At 47.5% G+C, this 22013-nt stretch carries 24 protein-coding genes; 15 read left to right on the plus strand and 9 right to left on the minus strand.

Going from position 1 to position 22013, the window contains the following annotated elements:
* Positions 1–189 precede the first annotated feature (189 nt).
* Complete coding sequence (locus N186_RS08555) at positions 190–552, minus strand: hypothetical protein (RefSeq protein ID WP_020963417.1); 363 nt, start codon at positions 550–552, stop codon at positions 190–192.
* A gap of 100 nt (positions 553–652) precedes the next feature.
* Here N186_RS08555 and N186_RS08560 point away from each other — a divergent pair, with 100 nt between their 5' ends.
* The 6 genes from N186_RS08560 (at position 653) to N186_RS08580 (ending at position 5538) form a co-directional block, all read left to right on the plus strand.
* Complete coding sequence (locus N186_RS08560) at positions 653–1531, plus strand: helix-turn-helix domain-containing protein (RefSeq protein WP_020963418.1); 879 nt, start codon at positions 653–655, stop codon at positions 1529–1531.
* Positions 1532–1659: 128 nt separating this feature from the next.
* On the plus strand, positions 1660–2214 hold the full coding sequence (locus N186_RS08565; RefSeq protein ID WP_020963419.1) for a hypothetical protein: 555 nt from the start codon (positions 1660–1662) through the stop codon (positions 2212–2214).
* Positions 2215–2282: 68 nt separating this feature from the next.
* Positions 2283–3734 (plus strand): hypothetical protein, encoded by a 1452-nt coding sequence (locus N186_RS08570; RefSeq protein ID WP_020963420.1) that lies wholly within the window; start codon positions 2283–2285, stop codon positions 3732–3734.
* Between the two features lie 2 nt (positions 3735–3736).
* Positions 3737–5029, plus strand: coding sequence for a hypothetical protein (locus tag N186_RS08575; RefSeq protein WP_020963421.1), 1293 nt, complete (start codon positions 3737–3739; stop codon positions 5027–5029).
* Between the two features lie 117 nt (positions 5030–5146).
* Positions 5147–5269, plus strand: coding sequence for a hypothetical protein (locus tag N186_RS09880; RefSeq protein WP_276114205.1), 123 nt, complete (start codon positions 5147–5149; stop codon positions 5267–5269).
* Entirely contained in the window at positions 5260–5538 is a 279-nt protein-coding gene (locus tag N186_RS08580; protein ID WP_020963422.1) for a hypothetical protein, read from the plus strand. The genes N186_RS09880 and N186_RS08580 overlap by 10 nt, the downstream gene beginning before the upstream one ends.
* A 7-nt stretch (positions 5539–5545) precedes the next feature.
* Here the strand turns inward: N186_RS08580 and N186_RS08585 are convergent, their stop codons facing one another.
* Together N186_RS08585 and N186_RS08590 are read right to left on the minus strand one after the other, a co-directional pair.
* Positions 5546–6412, minus strand: a complete 867-nt coding sequence (locus tag N186_RS08585) for a coiled-coil domain-containing protein (protein ID WP_020963423.1) — start codon at positions 6410–6412, stop codon at positions 5546–5548.
* Positions 6413–6527: 115 nt separating this feature from the next.
* Positions 6528–7451, minus strand: coding sequence for a S1C family serine protease (locus tag N186_RS08590; RefSeq protein ID WP_020963424.1), 924 nt, complete (start codon positions 7449–7451; stop codon positions 6528–6530).
* Positions 7452–7567: 116 nt separating this feature from the next.
* On the opposite strand from N186_RS08590, the gene N186_RS08595 reads away from it, so the two are divergent.
* From N186_RS08595 to N186_RS08605, 3 genes are all read left to right on the plus strand, one after another.
* Positions 7568–8713, plus strand: coding sequence for an MFS transporter (locus N186_RS08595; protein ID WP_020963425.1), 1146 nt, complete (start codon positions 7568–7570; stop codon positions 8711–8713).
* 70 nt (positions 8714–8783) lie between these two features.
* Positions 8784–9512: an ATP-binding cassette domain-containing protein gene (locus N186_RS08600; RefSeq protein ID WP_240366760.1), complete on the plus strand. Its 729-nt coding sequence runs from the start codon at positions 8784–8786 to the stop codon at positions 9510–9512.
* Positions 9505–10716, plus strand: a complete 1212-nt coding sequence (locus tag N186_RS08605) for a SufB/SufD family protein (RefSeq protein ID WP_020963427.1) — start codon at positions 9505–9507, stop codon at positions 10714–10716. The genes N186_RS08600 and N186_RS08605 overlap by 8 nt, the downstream gene beginning before the upstream one ends.
* Positions 10717–10762: 46 nt before the next feature.
* On the opposite strand, the gene N186_RS08610 is transcribed toward N186_RS08605, so the two are convergent.
* Complete coding sequence (locus N186_RS08610; RefSeq protein ID WP_020963428.1) at positions 10763–12667, minus strand: phosphoenolpyruvate carboxykinase (GTP); 1905 nt, start codon at positions 12665–12667, stop codon at positions 10763–10765.
* A gap of 144 nt (positions 12668–12811) precedes the next feature.
* Here N186_RS08610 and N186_RS08615 point away from each other — a divergent pair, with 144 nt between their 5' ends.
* The 3 genes from N186_RS08615 to N186_RS08625 all read left to right on the plus strand — a co-directional run bounded on the left by N186_RS08615 (position 12812) and on the right by N186_RS08625 (position 15686).
* Positions 12812–13543 carry a LamG domain-containing protein gene (locus N186_RS08615; protein WP_020963429.1) on the plus strand — a complete coding sequence of 244 codons (732 nt, stop codon included), beginning with the start codon at positions 12812–12814 and terminating at the stop codon, positions 13541–13543.
* Positions 13544–13615: 72 nt separating this feature from the next.
* Positions 13616–14083: a M67 family metallopeptidase gene (locus N186_RS08620; protein WP_020963430.1), complete on the plus strand. Its 468-nt coding sequence runs from the start codon at positions 13616–13618 to the stop codon at positions 14081–14083.
* Between the two features lie 205 nt (positions 14084–14288).
* The gene (locus tag N186_RS08625) at positions 14289–15686 is read left to right on the plus strand and encodes an MATE family efflux transporter (RefSeq protein ID WP_020963431.1); all 1398 of its coding nucleotides are present in this window, start codon (positions 14289–14291) and stop codon (positions 15684–15686) included.
* A 6-nt stretch (positions 15687–15692) separates the two neighbouring features.
* Here the strand turns inward: N186_RS08625 and N186_RS08630 are convergent, their stop codons facing one another.
* Positions 15693–16994 carry an MATE family efflux transporter gene (locus N186_RS08630; protein WP_020963432.1) on the minus strand — a complete coding sequence of 434 codons (1302 nt, stop codon included), beginning with the start codon at positions 16992–16994 and terminating at the stop codon, positions 15693–15695.
* 59 nt (positions 16995–17053) lie between these two features.
* Between N186_RS08630 and N186_RS08635 the strand changes: the two genes are divergently transcribed.
* From N186_RS08635 to N186_RS08645, 3 genes are all read left to right on the plus strand, one after another.
* A complete protein-coding gene (locus N186_RS08635; RefSeq protein WP_020963433.1) occupies positions 17054–17974 on the plus strand; it encodes an SDR family oxidoreductase in 921 nt (306 codons plus the stop codon).
* Positions 17975–18298: 324 nt separating this feature from the next.
* On the plus strand, positions 18299–18736 hold the full coding sequence (locus tag N186_RS08640; protein ID WP_052885711.1) for a nucleotidyltransferase domain-containing protein: 438 nt from the start codon (positions 18299–18301) through the stop codon (positions 18734–18736).
* Complete coding sequence (locus N186_RS08645; protein WP_020963435.1) at positions 18724–19137, plus strand: DUF86 domain-containing protein; 414 nt, start codon at positions 18724–18726, stop codon at positions 19135–19137. The genes N186_RS08640 and N186_RS08645 overlap by 13 nt, the downstream gene beginning before the upstream one ends.
* Positions 19138–19302: 165 nt before the next feature.
* On the opposite strand, the gene N186_RS08650 is transcribed toward N186_RS08645, so the two are convergent.
* The 4 genes from N186_RS08650 to N186_RS08665 form a co-directional block, all read right to left on the minus strand.
* Complete coding sequence (locus N186_RS08650) at positions 19303–19986, minus strand: metal-dependent hydrolase (RefSeq protein WP_020963436.1); 684 nt, start codon at positions 19984–19986, stop codon at positions 19303–19305.
* 52 nt (positions 19987–20038) lie between these two features.
* Positions 20039–20749, minus strand: coding sequence for a hypothetical protein (locus N186_RS08655; RefSeq protein WP_052886812.1), 711 nt, complete (start codon positions 20747–20749; stop codon positions 20039–20041).
* A gap of 128 nt (positions 20750–20877) precedes the next feature.
* Positions 20878–21324: a peroxiredoxin gene (locus N186_RS08660; RefSeq protein WP_020963438.1), complete on the minus strand. Its 447-nt coding sequence runs from the start codon at positions 21322–21324 to the stop codon at positions 20878–20880.
* A gap of 77 nt (positions 21325–21401) precedes the next feature.
* Entirely contained in the window at positions 21402–21902 is a 501-nt protein-coding gene (locus N186_RS08665; protein WP_148682184.1) for a hypothetical protein, read from the minus strand.
* Positions 21903–22013: the final 111 nt, after the last annotated feature.

Below are 22013 nucleotides of genomic sequence, written 5' to 3' on the forward strand. Positions count from 1 at the left end.
GCGGTATATAGGTTGGCGTATTTACAGCACGAAAATCAGTCTCTACCAGCTATTTTCTTTACCGGCGACTTAGTTGCCTGGACATGCCACTCATCAATCTTTGTTGTGGTGGCAAAGACTTAAAAAATAAATACACAACATGAAGAACAATAAGCAACAAAAACATTAACATCCCATGTTTCAACCCAGCTAGAAAATAAAGACGCTAGGAAGCCCAAGCATCCTTGCAATTATGATAATTACTATTATGAGAAACCATGGCGTAGAGGCGACCGCGAACACCCTTATGTCTGTAATGTTTCTATACATCGCGTAGAACACTATGGATATGCTAGCAAGCAGGGTATAGAGGAATAAGTGGAATAGGAACTTCCCAACAAACACTGGGAAAAACTGGACAAGATACGCCACAGTGAAGCCATCTATAAAGGAAAGAACAATGCCAACCGCGAACGCGCTCCACTCATCCTCGCCCTTAGGCCTGCCCTGGAAAAGCCTAAGCGTCGCAGAAGCAAACACCAAGACCAGTCCCACAAGCGTCTGGACAATCATAGATAAATTTTTGCTAAAACGGGTATTTAAATTATTTAGTTCAAAACCCACCCTTATAGACGCAAAGTTTATTTAAAAGACCGAAAAACTCACAGTTAGGATGAAAGAATACATTACAGCCATACTCCTCCTCGCTTTGGCAACCACGGCCACACTTCTCAGCCTCCAGACCCTCACCCAAAAAGCAACAGCTACACCGACAGGCCTCATCGTTACAAGCCCCACGACAAGCCTGATAAAAACTGAGACAAGGAACAACACGCACATCTATACCCTGCAGGTTCACGTTAACCCCCTATCAAGCCTCCAAGCCGAAAAGATTGCCTGCATATACGGCGCCAAAGTCACGGCACTCAACACGTCGGCTGGAAAAGCAACTCTCGAGAAAAACCCAGACTCTGCATGTATCTTTTTCACAATCGACAACCCCTCCATACGAGAAGCCGAGGCAACAGTGCTCGTCGCCGCCACAATACCTTCACAGGAAAAAGGCGAGCCACCAATACTCCTAATAGGGGCAATAGCAGGCATAGCGGCGGCAAGCTACCTGACCCAGACAGAGAGCGGGAGAGACAAACTCTTCAAGGCAATATCCATACCAGTAGGCTACTACGTCGCACGCCACGAAGACGTCCTCAGAATCAAAAAGAGGGTCGAAATACTAGAATACCTCAAAAAAGAGCCCGGCGCAAGCATGCGGCGCATATCACGCGACACAGGCATAAGCTTCGGCGAGGTCCAGTGGCACCTCTCGATCCTCGAAAGGCTGGGATACGTACGAAGAGCAAGGATAGGAAAATGGACAGTCTACTACCCAACAGGCACCCCAGCAGAGAAATGGCTTGAAAACTTCATATCGGACGAGCTAGGCGAAAAAATCACGCCACAAACAGCCGCCACCCTAGCGGCCAGGCTAGAGCCATACCTATCAACAGGCACGATACCGACGAGCCTAATTAGGGAAGCAATCTCCAAATAAAAAGTTTGAGAAGCAAATCATCTTGCTAGGAAATTATCAAACTTGAAAGTTTACCCCTGCAACCAGAGGAATAACTGAACTAAAAAATTTATAAACCCCAGTTTGACAACTTACCAAAAGGTGAAAAAATGCAACTGAAAAGGACAACACTAACAGCTCTACTGATAGTACTAGCAACGCTCTCCTTCGCCACCGCAGCAATAACACTCACCAACATAACCGAGTGGCACGTACAGACCCCTGGAACACCGCCAGTCGTCAAGGTGAAAGGCGCAGACGCGACGGGAAGCCTCCTCAGCGTTTCTACGTATACTGCTAGTGATGGAACCAACAGGACGGTAATAACAATCAAGGGCTACACGGGAGACCCCACATACTACAGCGAAGCCATCAAGATATGCAACACGTATGGAACAAGCTCATTCACAGTAAGTCTAAAATACAATGGAGTACTAAGTGGAAACTGGACATACGTAAAGTACTTGAAGCTCTGGCTTGGCACGCTTGGCCCACTCACTATTGACAGCTCAACAAGCGTGGGTACAACTCTTGGTTCGGTCACACTGAATCCGGGACAATGCGTCTCTGTTCCAGCCGAAGTACTAGTCCACGCGAATACTCCTTCATCTCAGTGGAACACGGACTTGATAACCATAGAAGTCGACGTAGTCTCTACTGGATAAGCTGAGTAGGGCAATTGAACTAAAATCTTTAAATAATATTTTTTTCTATAATTTTTAGGTGTTGCTTTGTGGATAGCCAGCCTGCCAGGTTCAGGAAAAGCAGGGTTCTAGCAATAATAGCTGTTATCGTTTTGGCTAGCTTCCTCACGCTTCTAGCAGTTTATCCTCTCGGCATCCAGGCTGTCATCCTTGGAGGCACAAAAGACGTCTGGGCATACTCCGACGGGAAGCCGGTTAGCGGGGCTGTCCAGGTCTACGCTTCTAATGAGACTGTTTACTGTTTTCCCGGAATTGTCGAGCTGAGGAATAGCGGCATAGCTGGCCTGCCCTACACGCTAGGCGTGTCTCTTAGGCCAAGTTCCGGCCTCGAGTTTCTCGAGGTTAGGGCTAATGGTAGCATGGTGCTAGGTTTTGGCCCTGGCCTAAACTATTCTGGTAGTCTGAGGCTTGATCCGGGGTCCAGTGTAAAGCTAGATCTATGTCTAAGGGCCGGCAGGCAAGGCTCCTTCATGCTGACATTTGTGGACCCGAGGTATGAGCGTGCTACGATGAGCGTGGTCACTTTTTCCTATGTTCTTGTCGACTGGTGGAACAACTCTTTCACGAGGCGGATAACTCTGGCCCCTACTGTTTCTAGGGAAGGCTTGGCACTCTTCGAGATTACTGCGGATGGCACCGTGTACGTGAACGGGAAGCCTGTGAGGAAGGTTTCGAGCCTGGAGGGTGTCGAGGCTAATGGGCTGGCTGTTGTCTTGAAGAGCGGTGGGGCCCGTTACCTTGTCCCATTCCAGGTCGAGTCTTGGGCAAAAAGACCTGACGGCGTCCTATATCCGGCCAGAATTAAGAGTGGACGTGAGCAGATGTGGGGATATGATAGGCTCGTCTTCTCCGCGTACCTAACAAATGGTTCACGCATAGAGATCTATCTTGGAGGACGCCTGACAGCAAACTTTACTGGAGGCGTAGAGGTTAGGGGCGACACAGTTGTCTTCGGCTCTGAGCGCGCCACGCTTAACGAGTGGGGCTTTTTCAGCGAGGGCTGGGGTGTCAACCTCTCGGGCTACATTGTCTACCCGTACCAGGCCAGGCGTATAGGGTACAGCGACGCTGGCACGTGGAGACAGCTGGTTAGTGGGCCTGTCCGGACTATTTCCTGGTTTAATACTTCTGGCTTCTCAGACTACAGGATAGAGTCCGCGGTAGCCTTCTGGGGTAGGGGGGTAAACGCTACACAGATGTATGTCTGGCCCAGTGTCGACTTTAGGGGCATTGTTTTGGAGTGGGTCTCGCCAATAATATACATGGGCAAGGGCTGGACAATGAGCTTCGACTGTGGAACCACGTGTAGCTCGCTTCCAGTAAAGGTGTTGCCGGGCAACGAGACAAGGGTCCAGCTTTGCCGGGACTTCTTTACGCCTGGAGGCGCACGGTACGGCTACTTCCATATCGCGCTAGTCAAGGCTCCACTAGCAGAAATAAGGAGCATGGCCGCGAGCTTTTCGAGCTTCCCGGGTGGCTAGGCGTGAGGAGGATTGAGGCGCTCCTGCTTGCTGTGCTTTTATGTGTAGGCGCTTTAGCGGCAATCACTATAACGAATGTAAATGAGTGGCACGTCCAGGCGACCCAGCCGCCCGTAAAGAAAATTGCCGGTAGGGACCTTGGGAACCCAGCCTACGGCGTTAAGTCTGGTAGAGTATATTCGAGTATCGAGGACGGCTTAAATGTTACATACGTTGAGGTGTCAGTTCCAAGGTGTCACAGGGCAACTTTTAGCCCTGTGCTTAACGTTAGTGGTTCTGGTGTTTCTGCTAAGCTTTTCGCTGAGAGTGTTTCCGGTAGCTATGCTGGCCAGCTAAATGCCTCTATAACCCTCGGAGCCAACCTACAGGTAGTAGTGTCCAGGGGCACAATAACCCAGCAGACAGGGACACCCGTCACCATAAGCGGACAAACAAGCCTAAGCCTACAGGTGGCTGTCGGCTCTGGAGCACCGCTAGGCGTCGAGGTGGCCCGGATATATACGTGGCTATACTTCAACTACTCCACGGCAAAGGCACGCCAAAAAATAGTATGGATAGTCAAGACCCTCCCCACTCCGCCCAGAGTAGTCCTCTTCTACGACGGGTTCGAAAGTGGAACATTGGCGGGCTGGACAAGTACAACCTATGCATATGTAGAACAGAAAAACTATGATGTAACAGTCACTGAGACATGCTACACAAGAACACCAACTCCCCGAACGATTACAGATACAACTAGACCCGTGGCGGGGTCATGGCTGGCATGGATAGGCTTCGGGAACCAGGTGACCTGTGAACCAGTTCCAGCGAGGGACGATTATCTCAGGCGTTCCATTAGTGTGCCGTCGAGCATTGACGGCGTCGAAGTGAAATATGTAAATGCGACTTTCTGGTGGCGCTTCTTGACGTGGGACTCTGCAAACTACGACTATATTACTCTTTCTCTTAGCAAGGGCACAACAACCTTCTACTGGAAGAACGGATACAACCCCAACTCGGGAAACAATTATGGCCCATTCAGGGACACTGGCTGGCAGAGGAATAGCACGTTTTTCAGTGGGGTTGCAGGCTCCACGATAACTCTCAGTTTCTTACTGCACACGTATAGCGACCAATATTACAGGAGCTGGCTATACATAGACGAAGTATACGTGGTCGCGTACTTTGACTGCATTTCTGCAAGCCAGGATCCATCCCTAGACGTTGCAGGGAGTGCCCCAGCAAGCTCCTTGAGCCTCACATCTACACTTCACACTCGCCAAGACAATGCTACATGTGTTGCCTGTAGAGGCTAGTTAAAATATAGTTTTTGCAAAGTATTTTCTCCTTCTTCATTTTATTTTAGCGTGCGCAAGAGGCTAAATGAGTGCTAGGAGAAACTGCGGGAAAAGTTGGGTTCCGTGTGGGGTGGCATGCTGTATGGGTTTAGCCATGTGGCTAAGTTTGCTGGTATAAGTTTTGAGGAGTTTGTTAGGAAGCTTTTTACCGGGATCTTAGACGGAGGGGGATCATTGGGAAAGGAAAAATGCTGGTAAGTGCGAGGATAGATGGTGAGGAGATTGACATGTTTCTTGACGAGCCCTTGATTGTGGGTGAGATAACTAGCTATGCTGGGGGCGTTGATGAGGTGTTTAAGTTGCTTAGGAGAGCGAGGCTCGTAGAGGAGAAGTATGGTAAGGCTTCGCGAAAGGTGTTGGTTGTATTGACGGCTCCCAGGAAGGTGGCAAGGGAGATTAGGAGGGTTGCTAGGGAAAACGGAGTCGAGGTTATTATTGGGAAAATTACTGTGGCGCCGAAGGAGTAACTTTTTGCTAGGTTTGCTGGTTTTCTTCTTTTAGCTCGCTCATTGCTATGCCACGCATGATGGAGGCGTAGATTAGTAGTTTCCATACTTCTGGGACTGTGGCTCCGTATTCGCTTACAAGTTTTCTTGCGATTTCTCTGAGCTCGTCTGCTTCTTCGAGTGTTAGTTTTTCCTTTTGGATTAGCTCTTTCATTCTTTCGGCTTCCTCCTTTGTGAGGGGGTTGGTGAAGGTTCTGGCGGAGAGCCTTAGTAACTCGTTTTTGATGAATGCGACGTCTCTTGGTTCGAGTATCTTTTTGAATCCCAGGAACTCTGCGAAGAATTCTGTCTGGTTTCTTGTCGAGACGGCTATCTCGTTCATGTTTCTGGCTATGAGGTTTATGCGTTCCTCTATTCGGTTTAGCCTTTCGTTGCTCTGGGCAAACTGTTTATCTATGTTGCTGAACTTCTCGTCCATCTGAGCGAGAATGCCTTTGACCGTGCGAAATTGTTCATCGAACTGCGCCAGTTTCTGGTTAGCTTGGGCAAGGCTTGTCTCGATTTGGTGGAGTTTAGCATCGTGCTGGGTTATTTTTTCTTTCACGTAGGTGAGACTTGTTTCCATTTGTGTAAGCTTCTCGTCCATAAGTGTCATTTTTTCTTCAATTTTGTGAAACTTTTCGTCATGCTGGGCTAGATGCTTCTCGATTTGGACAAACCTATTCTCGACTTGGTCAAATCGCTTGTCTACTTGGGCAAATTTCTCGTCGATTAGTGTGAACCTTGCCTCTATTCTTGCGAATTTTCTTCCTAGCCAGTATGCAAGGGAGAGAGCAGATGCTCCAACAGTCAGTATTAGGCTTGCAACTTCGACGAGGAAGGGATTCTCGGCCACTAAATATCCCTAATCATATATTTGGAAAACTATATTTAAGGGTTACCTTGCTCATTCATTTGAGAAATTAAAATCTAGGGGAAACTTTTGAAGGAATGAAACTTCTTTACGGTTGTTATGGTGCCTCTTCTATCCTGACCCTTACGTTCCGTATTCCTCCTTGGGCGTATAGGTTTAGGGTTATTTCCTGTCCTATTCCCTTTTCTCTGAGCTTCGCTACCAGGTCGCCTATTCCCTGTATTTCTTTTCCGTCTGTGCCTATGACTACGTGTCCGGGCCGAATGCCTGCTCTGGCTGCGGGGCTTCCCGGAACCACTCTTATTATTAGTACGCCGGCTGGTTTTGATAGGCCAAGCTGGTATGCTATTACTGGGTTTACGTCTAGCCCGTATATTCCTATCCAGGGTCTGAGTATTCTGCCATATTTTTCTATCTGGCTCAGGGAGTATTTTACCTCGTTTATGGGAATAGCGAAGCCTATGCCCTGCGCGAACGGAATCATTGCCGTTGTTATTCCTATAGCTTTTCCCTCTAGGTCTATTAAGGGTCCCCCACTGTTTCCAGGGTTTACTGGCGCGTCTGTCTGTATGAGGTTCTCGTAGATTTTTCCCTCTGTCCTCAGGTTTCTTCCAAGCCCGCTTATCACGCCGAATGTCAGGCTGGGGCCTCCCAATACTTGTCCAAATGGGTTGCCGATGGCTATAACGAATTGTCCAACCTTTAGCTCGTCAGAGTCTCCCAGCGGTAGGGGTTTAAGGTTGTCGCGTGGGATTTTGAGGAAAGCTATGTCGTAGTGGGGGTCTATGTCTATAATTGTTGCTTCTACGTTTTCTCCGCTTGAAAGTGTCACGGTTATATGTTCATAGCCCTCGACCACGTGGGCGTTTGTAACCACTATGCCTCTTTCGTCTACTATGAATCCCGAGCCGAGACCTGAAACAGGCTCCCTTATAAACAGGAAATCTAGGATTTTGACAGCGGTTATGCTTACAACGCTGTCTTTTACCTTTTCATAAAGCTCTATAACCCTTTTTTGCAATTCTTCAACCAGGTCGATCGCCTAGCTATTAGGAGCATTTTTGACTAAAATCTTTAGCTTTTAACAATTGCCTTTGATAGGAAATATTTATAGCTTGAGGGCTTCTTCTACTCGTTGTGTCGAGTAGCAGTGATAAAAGAACTATTGCCCTGCTGTCATGGTACAATTTGACTAGTAGTTTTGCTGGAAACCTTGTGGCACCGTTCCTTTCTATCTTTTTCTACCAGCTGGCCGGAAACAAGTTTTTCCAGACGAGCATCGCGAGCCAGTCGTCAGTAATAATCTCAGTGGTAATGGGCCTATTCTGGGCAAGGCTTTCAGACGTTAAGGGCCATAGGAAGAGGTATATACAGCTCGGCATATTGACTGGCATTCTCTCGTCTATTGCACTGAGCTTTGTAGACAACATTGAGACTGCTATACTTGTCCAAGTATTGGGAGCGTTCACTGGCAGTGCTAGTGGTGCAGCCTTTTCTGCCCTTATGGCCGAGAAGCTCCGCGACCAACGCGGAGCGAGGCTCGGAATATACAACGCGGCAGGCGTAATTGGAGGCTTCACGGGGAGCCTTGTCTCAGGTTTACTGTATAACACTCTTGGATTCAGGTGGCTTCTGAGGCTAAATGCTCTACTAAGCATCATCCCCCTTTTCTTGATTGGACTTATCGATGAGGACCAGAACGGCAACAACAAGGCTAGCCTAAAAGGCTTCTTGAGACTTCCAAGAATACCCAGAAGATTCTGGAAGCTTTACCTAGCCAGGATAATTCTAACGCTCCCAGGCGCCTTCAGCGGCGGCATATTTGCAATCTACTTTGTAAAGTTTCTCGCTGGTCCGCCAGAGGCATGGTCCGTCTTGATAGCCGTAACTACCCTTTTTGGGCTAGCTTCTATACCCTACGGTAAGCTGGCAGACAGGCTGTCTACGAGGAAAATGTTTACGATGGCTGGGCTTGGTTGGACCCTGCTCTATCTCGGCTACTACCTGTCTCCTAACTATTTGTGGTTCTCTGTGTTCTTCGTTATACCCGTGTGGCCGGCCTTCTGGCTCGCCTATTCGAAGGCGCTCATGGATCTTAGCGACGAGTCTGAGCGTGCAACGTTCTATGCATTTGAGGGAACCCTTTCCACGATATTTGGTTCTCTTGTTGGCATCTTTGCGGGCTACTTGGCTGACCAGTTTGCGCCTAGGACCCTTTTCCTCCTCTCGGCCTTGGCGGCTGTAGCTGGCACCGTAGCGGCTAACTTGTTGCTGGAAAAATAGGTCTCTGTTTTAAGGAGAGCTACACATAATAATTAATATGCTCTGGGTTTTCTATGTAGAGTTGAGCGTGATGTTGCTAGATGTAAGGGATCTAGAGGTAGATGTTGGCGGCCGCGAGGTGCTTAGAGGCGTCAATCTTTCAATGGGAGAATCGGAGATACATTTCTTGCTGGGGCCAAACGCCGCTGGCAAAACTACCCTGCTTTCAGCTATAGCGGGTGTCCCGAGGGTCTCTATAAGAAGGGGAAAAATATTGTTCGACGGGAAAGATGTGACATTCACGCCTCTCGACGAGAGGGCAAGGCTAGGAATAGCTCTTGCATACCAGTTGCCTCCAGAGCTTGTAGGCGTATCGCTCCGAAGCCTAGCTAGACTACTCTCAGATAGATTCAATACAGCCGAATATGTCGAGAAGCTAGCAAAAATGCTTGACCTAGAACGCTTGCTCGACAGGGAATCCTTCAGGGGGTTTAGTGGCGGGGAGCGCAAAAGGGCCGAGCTCTTCCTCATATCTCTCATGCGTCCCAGGCTCGCCCTCCTAGACGAGCCAGACAGCGGTGTAGACATCGACAGCCTAAACCTAATTGCAGAGGCGATCAGATTCATTAATAAGGAGTTCGGGTCCTCTATTCTCATCGTTACACACACGAGGCTACTCATGGAGAAAGTGGAAGCCCAGAAGGCACATGTTCTCTGCAATGGGGGGATTGTTTTAGCGTCGTCACCGCGTAGAGTGCTGGAAGTGGTAGAAAAGACAGGGTATAAGGGTCTCTGCGGCGAGGGTGAGGAAAATGATTGATTTAGAGGAGGTTAAAAGGGCTTTAGAGAAGCCCTCACCTTATGGTCCAGACATTGACTTGTCTAGGTACAAGATAGACGAGGGAGGTATAATTTACAGGGAGCCTTCACAGGAGATTACTGAGTCTGCAAGAGAGAAGGTAGGCATCAGCGTTGAGCAGGCAACTTATCTGCAAGTGGGAGAAACCGTTTTTGCAAGGGCTATGGCGGAAAAGCTTTTCAAAGAATACAATGTGGTAGTCAAGCCCCTCTTTAAAGCCCTTAAGGAAGACAAGCTCGCAGAGAAACTTGCGTGGACCCTCTTGAGGCCCGACCAAGACAAGTACACCGCGTACGCTTACCTGTACGGGAAAGAAGCAGGCTACTACGTCTATGTGCCGCCAGGAACCAAGGTTCCCTTACCGATATATACTTGTCTAAGCCTTTTTACCGAGAACCAGGTCCAGACAACACACAACATTGTCTACCTTGACGAGGGCTCGGAAGCCATAATTACTACGGGATGCCTAGTCCCGCATGGCGTCAAAGGCGGGCTACATGTGGGGCTAAGCGAGTTCTACGTCGCTGAAAAGGCGAGGCTCATATATACAATGATTCATTCGTGGGGCGAAGGGACCCACGTCAGGCCTAGAACAGTTGTGAGAGTAAAGGAGGGGGGAGAATATGTCAGCTATTATTCTGTCTATAGCCCCGTCGCATCTATACAGACGTACCCAATGGTTCACCTTGAGAAGAAAGCCAGCGCAAAACTGGTCTCAGTCATTGCTGGCTCTGGCCCAGGAGTATATGACATTGGAGGAGGAGCAATCCTTGAAGGCGAGGGTAGCTCGGCAGAGCTGGTCTCTAGAACAATTTCCAGCAAGGGATCCCGCATAATTTCTAGGAGTAGCATTGAGGCCCTCGCAGGCGGCACAAAGGGGCACATAGAGTGCCTCGGAGTAATGCTCGATGACAGGTCGACGACAGAGACTATACCGATACTTAAGACCAGCGTTCAGGAGGTTGAACTCACGCATGAGGCCGCTATTGGAATGTTGTCAGGCGAGAAGCTCGAGTATCTTATGGCTAGGGGCTTTACCGAGGAAGAGGCCAGGAGCATACTCCTAAGGGGATACCTCACCCTCGAGGTAAAAGGCATACCTCCATCTGTTAAGGCGGAAATAGACAGGATAACAGACTACGTTATAAAGCATGCACTAGGCTAGACAGGAAAACGTTTGGGCTTTCTGCTTTGTACAAATAAAAGGGATGCTATTTTTTGTCAAACTTGAAAGGACTGACCTTTTGCCCGTGCATTGCCTCTAGAGCTTTGAGCCCCTGGGTTTGCTTGTCCATTATCTCAAAAAATTCTCTGGGAGTGTCTGGGATAGTGGAATATATCTTTGTAACTCTCTCGATTTTTTCGAGGAAGCCTTTGACACGTATTGTGAACATTTTCTCGTAGAGGTCTTCTTTGAATTCTTTCCCCAGCTCCCTTGCGAAGATTTCCCTTAGATCCTCGTATGTCGGGATATAGCCTACAGGCGTCTCTATGGCCTGAGCCTCGCCGTGGACTCTCTGCTCCATCCATTTTAGCCAGACAATCTTGTCCCTTTTCTCGGCTAGGAACTTTCCATCTTCACGTAGGAAATAGTTCACGCTGAATATCTTCGGAGACCTAGCAAGCTTCTTCTCAAATTCAAAGTGAAGAGCTGTAAAGGCTCCAACAGAGATTGGCAAGAAGTCAAGAATGGCGTAGGGGTTTAGCTCCATTACACCTACCTGGCCAAGGACAGCGGCTGTCCTTTCGCTTTCAAGCGATGCGCCCATTGTTACTATTCCGTGCTTCCAGTCGAAGGCCTCCAGGACGGGCGGCAGAGTCGAGGGGTCTCTGCCTCCAAAAATGAAGCCAGACACGGGGACGCCTTCCGGGTCGTCTATCCTTGGGTCAAGCTTCGACAAGTGCCTTATGCTGACAGTGAACCTCGCGTTTGGATGGGAGGGAAGTATTTCTTTTCCGTTTTCGTCCTTTTTTCCCGGCCACCATTCCCCAGCATAGTTGATGCCTTTTTTCGGCTCTCCTGGTTTCCCGCGCCACCAGACATTGCCGTCCTCCATCAGCAGGACGTTGCTAAATATTACTTCTGCAGAGGGGTTTACAAGTATGCTGTAAATTTCTGGGTCGTCCCGCGGATTCACATCATCTATGATTCCGAACATGCCAACTTCTGGGTTTACAGCCCTAGCCTCACCATTCACCGCATGTATTATTGCCAGGTCGTCTCCAACGACAGTGTCGGCAATCATAGCTGTAGAGGTTTTACCGCATCCTGCGGGATAGGCTCCCGTGAAGTAAGAGATTCTTCCACCCCTCCCCTTCACGCCAACAATGAACATGTGCTCTGCAAGCCAGACTTCCCTATAGCCCTTGTAGACAGCAAGCCTAAGCGCAAGCTTTTTCAGGCCAACAGTGTTGCCGGCGTACTGCGTGTTGACACTGTATACAGAGTTTCCCTCTAAGTCAATGAATATCCTCCTGTTTTCAACGTTCTTGCTCCAGCCGTTCTCGTCTCGCTCGCCGGCAGAATGGATAAAGAGCATATATTCCAGTTCTTCACCTTTCTCTACAAAGTCCCTGTAGCCGTTCCTGTAGAGAATTTCCTCGCTGTGAGCCACATAGGCAGAGTCAGTTATCTGGACACCGTAAAGAGACAGCTTGGAGTATCTAGGACCATAGAGGTAGAAGGACACAAACATTTCTTTTCCACTCATTACTCCCCTAAACAGCTTTCCTATCTCGGTTAGCCCAGCGTCACGGTCAAAGGTGTTGATGAGGGGGACCTGCCTGCCTCCAGGATAAAGTATCCTCGTATTCCCCTTGTCACGTGCAAGATCCTTTGGCCCATCAAAGTGCACTGTATGCATGGGATGCACTGTAGGATATTCCTCCCTGTTCTCAAGTGCCCTCTTACGGATATAGTCCTTGTCCTCGTCGCTCCCCGTATTTACATATATGCTTGCAGGCCTAGCTACCAGCGCCACCTCTGCTATGTCTCTCCAGAGCCTCGGGTTCTTGATCTCTTTGAGCCTATCTAGGTGCTCCTCACTGCAGAACGTTGCAAGTAGACGTAGAGGATCCTCTAGGGACTCCTTCTCAATTAAACCTGGGAATCTCACATTTACCTATATCAAGAACCTATTAAAAAATCTTAACATTGAGCGATATGGGATTATCTTGGAAAGGCAAAGGCTATACCTATCCTATAGGAAGCCATAAAGCTTAGACAAAAAATTAAAATGTTCCCGTGACTCTATATCCTGATGGGAGAAACAAGCCCTGTCGAATTTTTTGACGATTTTAATGGAGAAAGTGACCACTGGAACTATAGGACAGATAACTATGCATCGATTAGCCAGGAAAAAAGCATCCTAAGACTCTGCAGTGGCCCTACAGAGGCACTTTACTATTCAAACGCAGAGCTCTCGGACGGGCTATTCGATGACCTTCCCTGGGTCGAGAAAACATTTGAGGCAAAGCTAAGGATGACTGGGAACCATTATGGTAGCGCTGGCTGGGGCTTCTGGAACCACACGATGCAGTTCGACAAAAACATGTGTATGTGGTTTATCCACCTGCAGAGCAGGGGCCCATACATGTTTCAGGGCTTCTTTGCACAGGTAGGAAAACACCTCTATCCCATAAAGGTCTATAGGGGCAACATTGCACTTCTCAGCTATGCATCACGCTTGACACTTGGAAAGCTAGGTGTCCTCATACACTCCGCTAAACCGTCACTCCAGACGCTCGACCTCACTGAGTGGCACATCTACAAGGTTGAGTGGAGAAAAACAGGCGTAAACTTCCACATAGACGGCAACCAAGTTGCAAGGCTACCTCCGCCAGCCCAGGGGACAAAAGCCAGAGCAGACATCTGGATAGACAATGCTGTATTTGGCTATAACCCGAGGGACGCTGGAAGAGTCTATAGGCACCTTACACAGGAAAACAGGAACACAACATGTATAGAAGTAGACTACGTGAAGATCTACTAGGGACAAAAATGACTCCCTACCGCCTTATCCTCCTGCAAAGAGAATATATCTCACTCAAGACGAGACACGGGGATGAACTTGCAAATAGATCACTCAGTCGTCCCAATCGTTAAGATATACGTTCTGAGGCTCTCTAGAGAAGCATACCTGGACCTATACCACCACATATCAGAAAAGTACCCACTAGAGGCTTGCGGAATACTCCTTGGAAGAATAGAAAACGGTATAGCGATAGTTACGAGGATACTCCCCCTCAGAAACATAAAAGAATCAAGGACAGAGTTCTGGATAGACGAAAAAGAATGGATAGGAAAAATACTCGAAGCACAGAAACAGGGCCTAGAATACATCGGCCTGTACCACAGCCACCCAGACGCGGAGCCCCTTCCCTCGCCGTCCGACAGGCACAGGATGCTCGAGTGTCCAGGAGAAGTATGGCTCATAGTGGGCTACTCCCCCTCGAGCCTCACTATGGCTGCATACAGGGTCGGAGATGACGGCTATTCTTTGCTTTCGCTACAGGTTCAAAAAAGTATCTAGCAAAGGCTCTTAGACACATTTGGATTTGTGAAGTCAATTACCATATTTACAAATAAGTTTTTATTCCAATAGATTTTGACCTATCTATATAGCAGTCTAAAGATAGCTCTCAAGTATAGATAAAAAAGTTTTAATTCCACCGTTAATTCCTTTAGCTGAATTGTCTTCGAGGGAAGAAGAATTCCTAACCTAAAGGGTATAGCATATGAGCCGTCACAATCTCGAGAATTACAGGGAAAAAGTGCTTGAAGGGTCTGTCATAGTTACTTTGCTGAGCCTAGGAGCTGGCCCGATGGTTGCACAGCTGGTTAACGTCATGTATAGTGTCTTGAATTCTTTTTGGCTTGTTCTCTATGACCAGTTGACTGTAGCTGTTCCAAGGCAGGTTTTTCCTGTTCAGATGCTTTTCGGAGCATTGAACTCTCTTGTTTCAACTGCTGGGGCGGCTTTTGTCTCGCAGTATATGGGTGCAGGCATGTATCGTGAAGTGAAGAGGGAATCCTCTAGGATTTTGACAGCGTCATTAATAATTGGGGTCTCAGTTGCTACGTTATTCTTGGCTTTGCGGGACTACATTTTCACTTATATCGTGGCTACCCCGCCCGAGATAAGGGATGAAGTTATGCGCTACACGCTTGTCTCAGGGTTTAACATTATTTTATCTAGCATCTCAATGTCTCTCAGCCTTGTTATAAACAGTATTGGTGAAACTAGGCTTCCCTCCTTGATTAACATCGCCTCTGTAACTGTGAACACGGTTCTGGACCCCGTTTTTATCCTTGGTATTGGCTTTGTTCCTAGATTCGGGGCAATGGGAGCCGCTCTTACTGACACTATCGGCTTATCCTTGTCGATAATCGGCCTTTACACATTGATTAAAAGGAGGATACCCGAGGCTATGCCTTCGCTGGTTCTTGATTTTCCAAGGGAATGGCTTGTAAAAGTTCTCCGGATCGGGGGGCCCGTCACGCTTTCAATGTCTACAAATAGCCTTGCATTTATCATCCAGCAGAGAATGGTGAATGAGTTCGGTGTCCTAGTGACCACGGCATATTCTATAGGCATGATAGTTCTAGACTTGGCCGACGGGATAATGTGGGGCCTGCTGGGGTCAATAGCCATAATCGTTGGACAAAGCCTTGGAGCCGGAAACATAAAACGTGCAAGGGAGGCGGCAATTAAGGGAACACTCTTCGTAGCGTCTATTGTTGCCCTAGGAGTGACAGTTATCTACCCCTTCAGGCTCTCCATAATAAGTGTATTCACCTCCAACCCACAGGTACAATCGCTTTCGATGGAGTTTCTAGACACTATACTTGTTGGGCTTCCCTTCTTCGCAATGTTTATTGCCGGGATGAATATTGGGAGGGGCTCTGGCAGCACGCTTATCCCCACAGTCCTCGGGATGTTTAGGCTGTGGGCTCTCAGAATAGCTCTTTCATATCTACTTGCATTCCTAATGGGTATGGGTCCCAGGGGCCTGTGGATAGGCATAATGCTTAGCAATGTCGTTGGTGGTCTTATCATGCTTGTCTGGGTTAGCCTAGGAAAATGGGCAAAGCCAATAATAAAAACCCAGGGCAAAACTCCCGCTGAGCCCTAAAAAGCTTTAGTAAACTCTTTTCATCAGTTTTTTGGCGCCAAGCTTCTTCCAGACAACATAGGACAAAAAGGCTCTCCCATACATGTCCGTGTTCTGTGTGACCCATGCACCGACAGCTCCAAAATAGATGGACAGAAGCTGTGCAGGCAAAGCACGCAGGAAGATTACCGAGAAGCTACTAAGTATGAATGGTATCCACACGCTTCCCATCCCCCTGATCGCCCCAAAGTATGCCTGGCTTATCCCGAAACCTATCTCGCTTATCGCTGCGAGCACCAGGTAGATAGTGGTTAGACGGGCCACGTCGGCGTCGGCTGTGAAAAAGTTTCCAGCAAAAGGCGATATAGCTATGAGGATCATGGTAGCTATTCCCATCCAAGTGGTAGCTAGCTTCACACCTTCCCGCAACACGTTGTTTGTCATATTTTCGTCGAGCCTTCCCGTGCCTTGACCTGTTTTTATCAGAGTCGCCGTGCTGACTGCAAAGCTAGGCTGAATAATTAGGTTCTCAATAGTTATCCCAATGTTGTGAGCAGCGAGGGCGTTTGTCCCACTCCTGGCTACAGCATTTATGTATATGTTCTGGGCTAGGCTAGCGACAATCCTCTCAGACGCGATTGGCAACCCAACATATAGGACGCGCAACCCAGTAGTTGATGGGAGGCGGGGCCTCAGAGAGACATTAAGAGGGAAAAACAGGTACGCAAAGAGACCAGATAGACTTGCAACGCCGGATGCTAGGCCCGCCCCATACACTCCGAGGGGCTGTAGACCAAAAAGCCCGAGAGTTAGGGACGGTATAAGTATTGCTCCCACAACTAGGCTTACTAACGAATAGATGCTTGGCGGCCATGGCCTGTCAAGGCTCCTATACACGGCGCCAAGAACCGAATTGATGAGTATAGCTGGCAAGCCAAGCAGTCTTGCATACGTGTATTCATAGCCGGCCTCAACAACTTCGGGGTTACCCTGAGATACAAGATATAGATAGCCTTTTAGCCAAAGAGGCAGGCTCGCGAAAACGACAAATGTAACTATCAGGGCTATTGTAAGTGTCTCTCCCACTGCCTTTTCAAGTATGTCGCGTCGACCACTCCCTATAGCCTGGGAGCATACAACCATCACTCCGCCTGTAAAGATCATCGAACCAGCATTGATTATGAGGAAGAGGTACGACGCTAGGCCTGTTGCGGCTACAGCTGTCTTGGAGAGCCTGGAGACTGCGAGTAGCGATATAAGGCTGAGGATAGAGTCTGCTATAACGCCCACAAGCATGGGGTAGGCAAGCCTGCGTACCTCGCTAGACACGCATATACAGGCAACACTATTTTTAAAAATTTTAAATTTGTTTAGCCTTGAGAAGATAAATGCCAGAAACGATACTGGTAACTGGAGGCGCTGGCTTCATCGGGAGCCACCTCGTAAAAGAACTCGTCAAGTCGGGATACAGCGTACGGGTACTTGATAACCTGTCAAACGGATCCCTAGAAAATATCAGAGAGGTCCTCGGCTCTATAGAGTTCATTAAGGGAGACATAAGGGACAAAAATGTCATGGAGGGGGCTCTCAAAGGGGTAGATGCTGTGGTTCACCTAGCCGCCCTAATAGACGTGGCAGAATCTGTAGAAAAGCCTGAGCTATACCTCGACGTCAATGTAAACGGGACATTTAACGTGACAAGAGCCTCTAGAAAAGTCTCGGCATTCATATTTGCATCCACGTGCGCAGTATATGGTGAACCCGTCAGGATCCCCATTGGGGAAGACCACCCCTTAAGCCCCAAGTCTCCCTACGCCGCCACAAAGATAGCTGGCGAGGCATTTGTACAGGCATATGGAAACCTCTACGGCTACAGGCCGGTCATCCTTAGGTTCTTCAACGTGTATGGGCCACGGCAGTCCAAGGCTTATGCTGGAGTAATCACAGAATTCGTCAAGAGGGCTGCAAGTGGCGAGCCGCCCATAATATTTGGGGACGGGAAGCAGACGAGAGACTTTGTCCACGTAAAAGACGTCGCAGAAGCCATAATCAAGGCGCTCGAATCAGACAATGCATCCGGGATATACAATGTTGGGAGTGGCGTAGCTGTAACCATAAACGATCTTGCACACTTGATTCTAAAACTCGCAGGAAAGGAAAACGTCGAGCCAGTACATGGACCTCCCCGGCCAGGGGACATAAAGCACTCACAGGCAAACATAAACCGCGCAAAAAAGGAACTGGGCTATAATCCTTCAGTAAGCCTAGAGGAGGGAATCAGAGAAATATTAAACATGGGCAAAAAATAGACACGTTTCACTTTCTATCCTGTTCTCCCGCGCGCTGCCCCATACCGTTGATACCCTTACGTTAAGCGGAGTTTTACTGGCAAATAACTGGTTCAACGCAAGAATAGTCCTTGTCGAGTGGCTTGGAGAAGAAGTCCCAGAAAAAATTTTACTGGGGAAAATGTGAGAGTCCACGCAGACGGCTGGGTAGAAGTTCAATAAAACATGTTTGTTTTAAGCGCGTAGCTTTTCCAATAAAGGATGTAATACTGGCAGAGATGTTGCTCATGGCCAGTGACCTTATTTTAGAGTAGGTTTAAATTCCCAGCCTTGATCATTATTTTTATGGAACAATCTTTAGATACGCTGAAAAGTTTCAACTGGAAGGACTTTGGAGTTGCTTTCGCGGTTCTCTTTGGCTCTAGAGTGAGTGGCAAAGTTTTCAGAGGCGATTGGGATATCGCTGTTTGGCTAGAGGAGTTAAAAGGCTTTGACGAGCTGTTTGCCAGAGTCGCCGACCTCCAGTACTCGCTGTCCAAGCGGCTAGGCGTGCCCGAGGAAGCCGTTGACATCGTCGTGTTAAACCGATACGAGAAGTTGCCGTGCACGCTACTCATTGAGATACTCGGGAAGGGTAAACCTATCTACGTCAAAGACTTCGAGAGCTTTCTCGAATTGCAGATGAGGATTTTGTTTCCCTGCTTTGACTTTATGATAGACGCCAAAAAACTGAGACTGTTAGAGGTACAGGTCGAAGCGGTGACCAAGCGTTGGGAGTCCTAAAGCGCTTGCTCGATAATTTGCTATACTACACAAGCTTGCTCGACGGGCTCAAGCCTGAAGACCTAGAAGATGAGTATAAGTATTATGCGGCTCTACACTTGTTGCAGACCCAGGCCCAAGTTTTGATGGATATATTTGCTAGAGCCTCTTCTACTCTAGGCCTTGGGGTGGACGGATATATTGATGCTGGACTTAAGTTGAGGGCTAAAGACATAATTACTGACATGGATTTGGATCTCTATCGCCGAATAGTAGGTTTCCGGAACGTGGTTGTACACGAATATAGTGATGTTGACTCTAGCATTGTTTTGGACATTATAACCAATAAGAAATATAGGGAAGTTGCGCGCCTCGCAACCAAGGTTGTTGAAGAACTAGAGAAGAGGGGGATCGATTGCTGAAGGCTTGACAAAAGACAACCGTGTAGGTTATCCGAAAAATACGCCTCCTTTAATGCTACAGATATGCTTTATATCTAGTTGCTATATTTTCCTAGAAAAATCGCAATTATATAGTAGCTTAAGGATGTGCCTAAATTTTGTGTAAACTCATAAAAAATGCTTCCCTTAGAGCGAATATTTTTCTCCAGGCTTCAAGACAACAACTCTTGTGCTGGTGGTTTTCTCGACCAACTGCTTGAATTCTTCTGGATCCGCCCTTATAACTGGGAAAGTATTGTAGTGCATCGGGATAGCTATCCTTGGCTTTATCAGCTGGACGGCCTTCGCTGCCTCGTTGATGCCCATAGTGAAGTGCCCGCCTATTGGTAGAAAGGCCACGTCTGGCTTGTAGAGCTCCCCTATGAGAGCCATGTCCCCGAAGAGACCCGTGTCGCCGGCATGATATATCGTTGCATCTTTACCAGAAACTACGACCCCTGTCGGGGTGCCTTTAGAGGAGCTGTGCACCGCGGGCGTAAATATAATCTTAAGGTCTTGCACGCTGAGGGGGCCGCCAATGTTGGCGCCTATAGCCTCTATGCCCTGGCTGGATGCTTCCTCTGCCAGCTCATATATGGCTACAAACTTGGCGCCCGTCATTTTTGCGATCTCAAAGCTGTTCCCCAGGTGGTCCCCATGGTCATGCGTAACAATGATATAGTCGACTCTTGTACCCCTATATGCGGAGGGCTTTACGGGGCTTAGTGAGTTTTCGAGCCAAGGGTCTACGAGAACCCTCTTTTCTTGTCCATCTAGTCCTTTAAGCACCAGTTCGAAAGCCGCGTGACCAAAAAAAGTAATTAAAGCCATCAGTAATAAGGTTATACCGAGGGGATAAATAAATTTTTGTAGAGCTTATCTTTCATTGATTTCTAGCTCCTCCAATGGCTTGAGTTAAAGATACTATTAACCAGACTATAAGAACAAATACAAGTACCATGAAGATGAGAGCAAAAAACATCATACCACTCATGAATCCAAATCCCCAGCCAAAAGTAAAAAGAAATGGCAGGATTAGTAAAACTAAAACAATCACTAGAATATTACCCTTTTTTCCTGGATCCACTTTCTCATGTTTTATGAATCCTAAATAAATTAGAATTATAAGAGCAACAATCAACACAATGGAGAACATGATCCAAACGATCCATCCCAATCCAGGATACCACCAATTCCATCCACATCCAGGACACCAATTTTCGTTTATTCCTCGTGGAGGAGACCTCCATACCATCATATATCCAGGTCCCATCGTTGCTACTTCGCCGCAATACATCCTTCTTGCCAAATTTATGTGAAATTGTTTATGATATTCTGTCCCTTCTTCAATGCCCATCATTTTATGCACGATTTCGTGGGCTCCACCTGGATGCATTAGCTCCATTATATATTCTCCAATTGCTTCGAGTTGCTCATCGCTTAATTTATCACAACTAATCCCACTCTCTACTAATTTCTTTCCTTCCTCAATTTCGCTCTGAATATTTCCGTCAGCAGATACCAGCTTTACACTTGAAAATATGCCAAAAATCACTATAGTTAACAATATGCCTAAAACAACTCTAGTGTACATCAATTTACACTACATCATATTCTATATCCATGTATTTAAATATTTCCATATTCAGCTTTGAAACTAATGATACTAGCTGATGACATTATCTAATTTTCCAATTGAATTATTTGAAATCTCATCTCACTTTAAAAAGCCGTTAATAGATTAAGAGCTTTGTCGGCATGTTCCTCTGGCTTCTTGAGTCCTTTTATTACGGCTTTTATCACTCCGTTCTCGTCTATGATAAAGGTAACCCTTGAGGCGCTTTTGCCAGACTCGCAGAGGACGCCGTAGGCACGAATGATGTTTAGCTCTGGGTCGGCCACGAGTGGAAAGCTCACATTGTACTTTTGGGCGAATTTTTCCTGTGTGGGGAGCTTGTCGGCGCTTACCCCTATCACTTCCGCGTTTAGCTCTCTGAATTTTTCATACATCTCCGAGAATCTCTGCGTCTCTCTCGAGCATCCCGGTGTGAAGGCCTTGGGATAGAAGTATAAGACGACTCTTTTTCCTCTCAGACTAGATAACTTTATCTTACCCTTCGTGCTTTCTGCCTCGAAGTCTGGAGCTGGAAAACCCGTGTCTACCGGCATGTGCTAGTCTAGACTCTAGTAGCTATTAAGCTTTACCGTCCTCAGGTTCACTATTTGTTTTATGAGAAAAAGAAGAGCTATCTACTAATGTTTTTGTAGATGCCTAGAACGATTATTAGCAATGTGAGTATAGCAACAATTATCATGGGTAGATGTACTGCTAGGAGACCTATGAAGAAGAGTGCAGCTCCCCCAATTATGAACACTAAGGCTAGGAGCTTGTCAACTATTGCATAGAGGATCATTGCAAATACTATTGTGAGGACAATCAGAACTGTCTCGTTCGCCACAAAGAGGCCCGCACTTATCAATGACTGGGCTATAGCGAAGCCTGCTACAAGGGAAATGGCAAGCCTAAAAATCGCGAAGCCTATCATCGCGCCCACTATTAAGCCTATAACGAAGAGAACAAGCGGTGTTAAAACAGCTTGGAGCTCGTGGGAAGAGTACTGGTAAAAAACATATCCAAGCGCTATTCCAGACAAGAGTGATACCCATAGACGTGCAAGCTTGTAGCCCCATACAGCCGTTATAAAGCCCAGCACGGCTAATAATAAGGCATCTGGCAGATTCATCATGTATATGAGAAACGGCTAATCTATATATGCCTATCCATGTTTTTCTCCTTGGTAGTTGCTGGGTTACTTTTTTAAACAAGTATTAGGCATAATATTCCCTCAGCCAGTAAC

Origin of the sequence: Thermofilum adornatum (assembly GCF_000446015.1) — an archaeon.
In the GTDB taxonomy this organism is placed as follows: domain Archaea; phylum Thermoproteota; class Thermoprotei; order Thermofilales; family Thermofilaceae; genus Thermofilum; species Thermofilum adornatum.

Bases quoted from the DNA above. Each gene is read 5' to 3' on its own strand.
- N186_RS08555 (WP_020963417.1), bottom strand. From the start codon at position 552: ATGATTGTCCAGACGCTTGTGGGACTGGTCTTGGTGTTTGCTTCTGCG.
- N186_RS08560 (WP_020963418.1), top strand. From the start codon at position 653: ATGAAAGAATACATTACAGCCATACTCCTCCTCGCTTTGGCAACCACG.
- N186_RS08565 (WP_020963419.1), top strand. From the start codon at position 1,660: ATGCAACTGAAAAGGACAACACTAACAGCTCTACTGATAGTACTAGCA.
- N186_RS09880 (WP_276114205.1), top strand. From the start codon at position 5,147: ATGCTGTATGGGTTTAGCCATGTGGCTAAGTTTGCTGGTATAAGTTTT.
- N186_RS08580 (WP_020963422.1), top strand. From the start codon at position 5,260: ATGCTGGTAAGTGCGAGGATAGATGGTGAGGAGATTGACATGTTTCTT.
- N186_RS08600 (WP_240366760.1), top strand. From the start codon at position 8,784: ATGTTGCTAGATGTAAGGGATCTAGAGGTAGATGTTGGCGGCCGCGAG.
- N186_RS08605 (WP_020963427.1), top strand. From the start codon at position 9,505: ATGATTGATTTAGAGGAGGTTAAAAGGGCTTTAGAGAAGCCCTCACCT.
- N186_RS08615 (WP_020963429.1), top strand. From the start codon at position 12,812: ATGGGAGAAACAAGCCCTGTCGAATTTTTTGACGATTTTAATGGAGAA.
- N186_RS08620 (WP_020963430.1), top strand. From the start codon at position 13,616: ATGAACTTGCAAATAGATCACTCAGTCGTCCCAATCGTTAAGATATAC.
- N186_RS08625 (WP_020963431.1), top strand. From the start codon at position 14,289: ATGAGCCGTCACAATCTCGAGAATTACAGGGAAAAAGTGCTTGAAGGG.
- N186_RS08635 (WP_020963433.1), top strand. From the start codon at position 17,054: ATGCCAGAAACGATACTGGTAACTGGAGGCGCTGGCTTCATCGGGAGC.
- N186_RS08640 (WP_052885711.1), top strand. From the start codon at position 18,299: ATGGAACAATCTTTAGATACGCTGAAAAGTTTCAACTGGAAGGACTTT.
- N186_RS08650 (WP_020963436.1), bottom strand. From the start codon at position 19,986: ATGGCTTTAATTACTTTTTTTGGTCACGCGGCTTTCGAACTGGTGCTT.
- N186_RS08655 (WP_052886812.1), bottom strand. From the start codon at position 20,749: ATGTACACTAGAGTTGTTTTAGGCATATTGTTAACTATAGTGATTTTT.
- N186_RS08660 (WP_020963438.1), bottom strand. From the start codon at position 21,324: ATGCCGGTAGACACGGGTTTTCCAGCTCCAGACTTCGAGGCAGAAAGC.
- N186_RS08665 (WP_148682184.1), bottom strand. From the start codon at position 21,902: ATGATGAATCTGCCAGATGCCTTATTATTAGCCGTGCTGGGCTTTATA.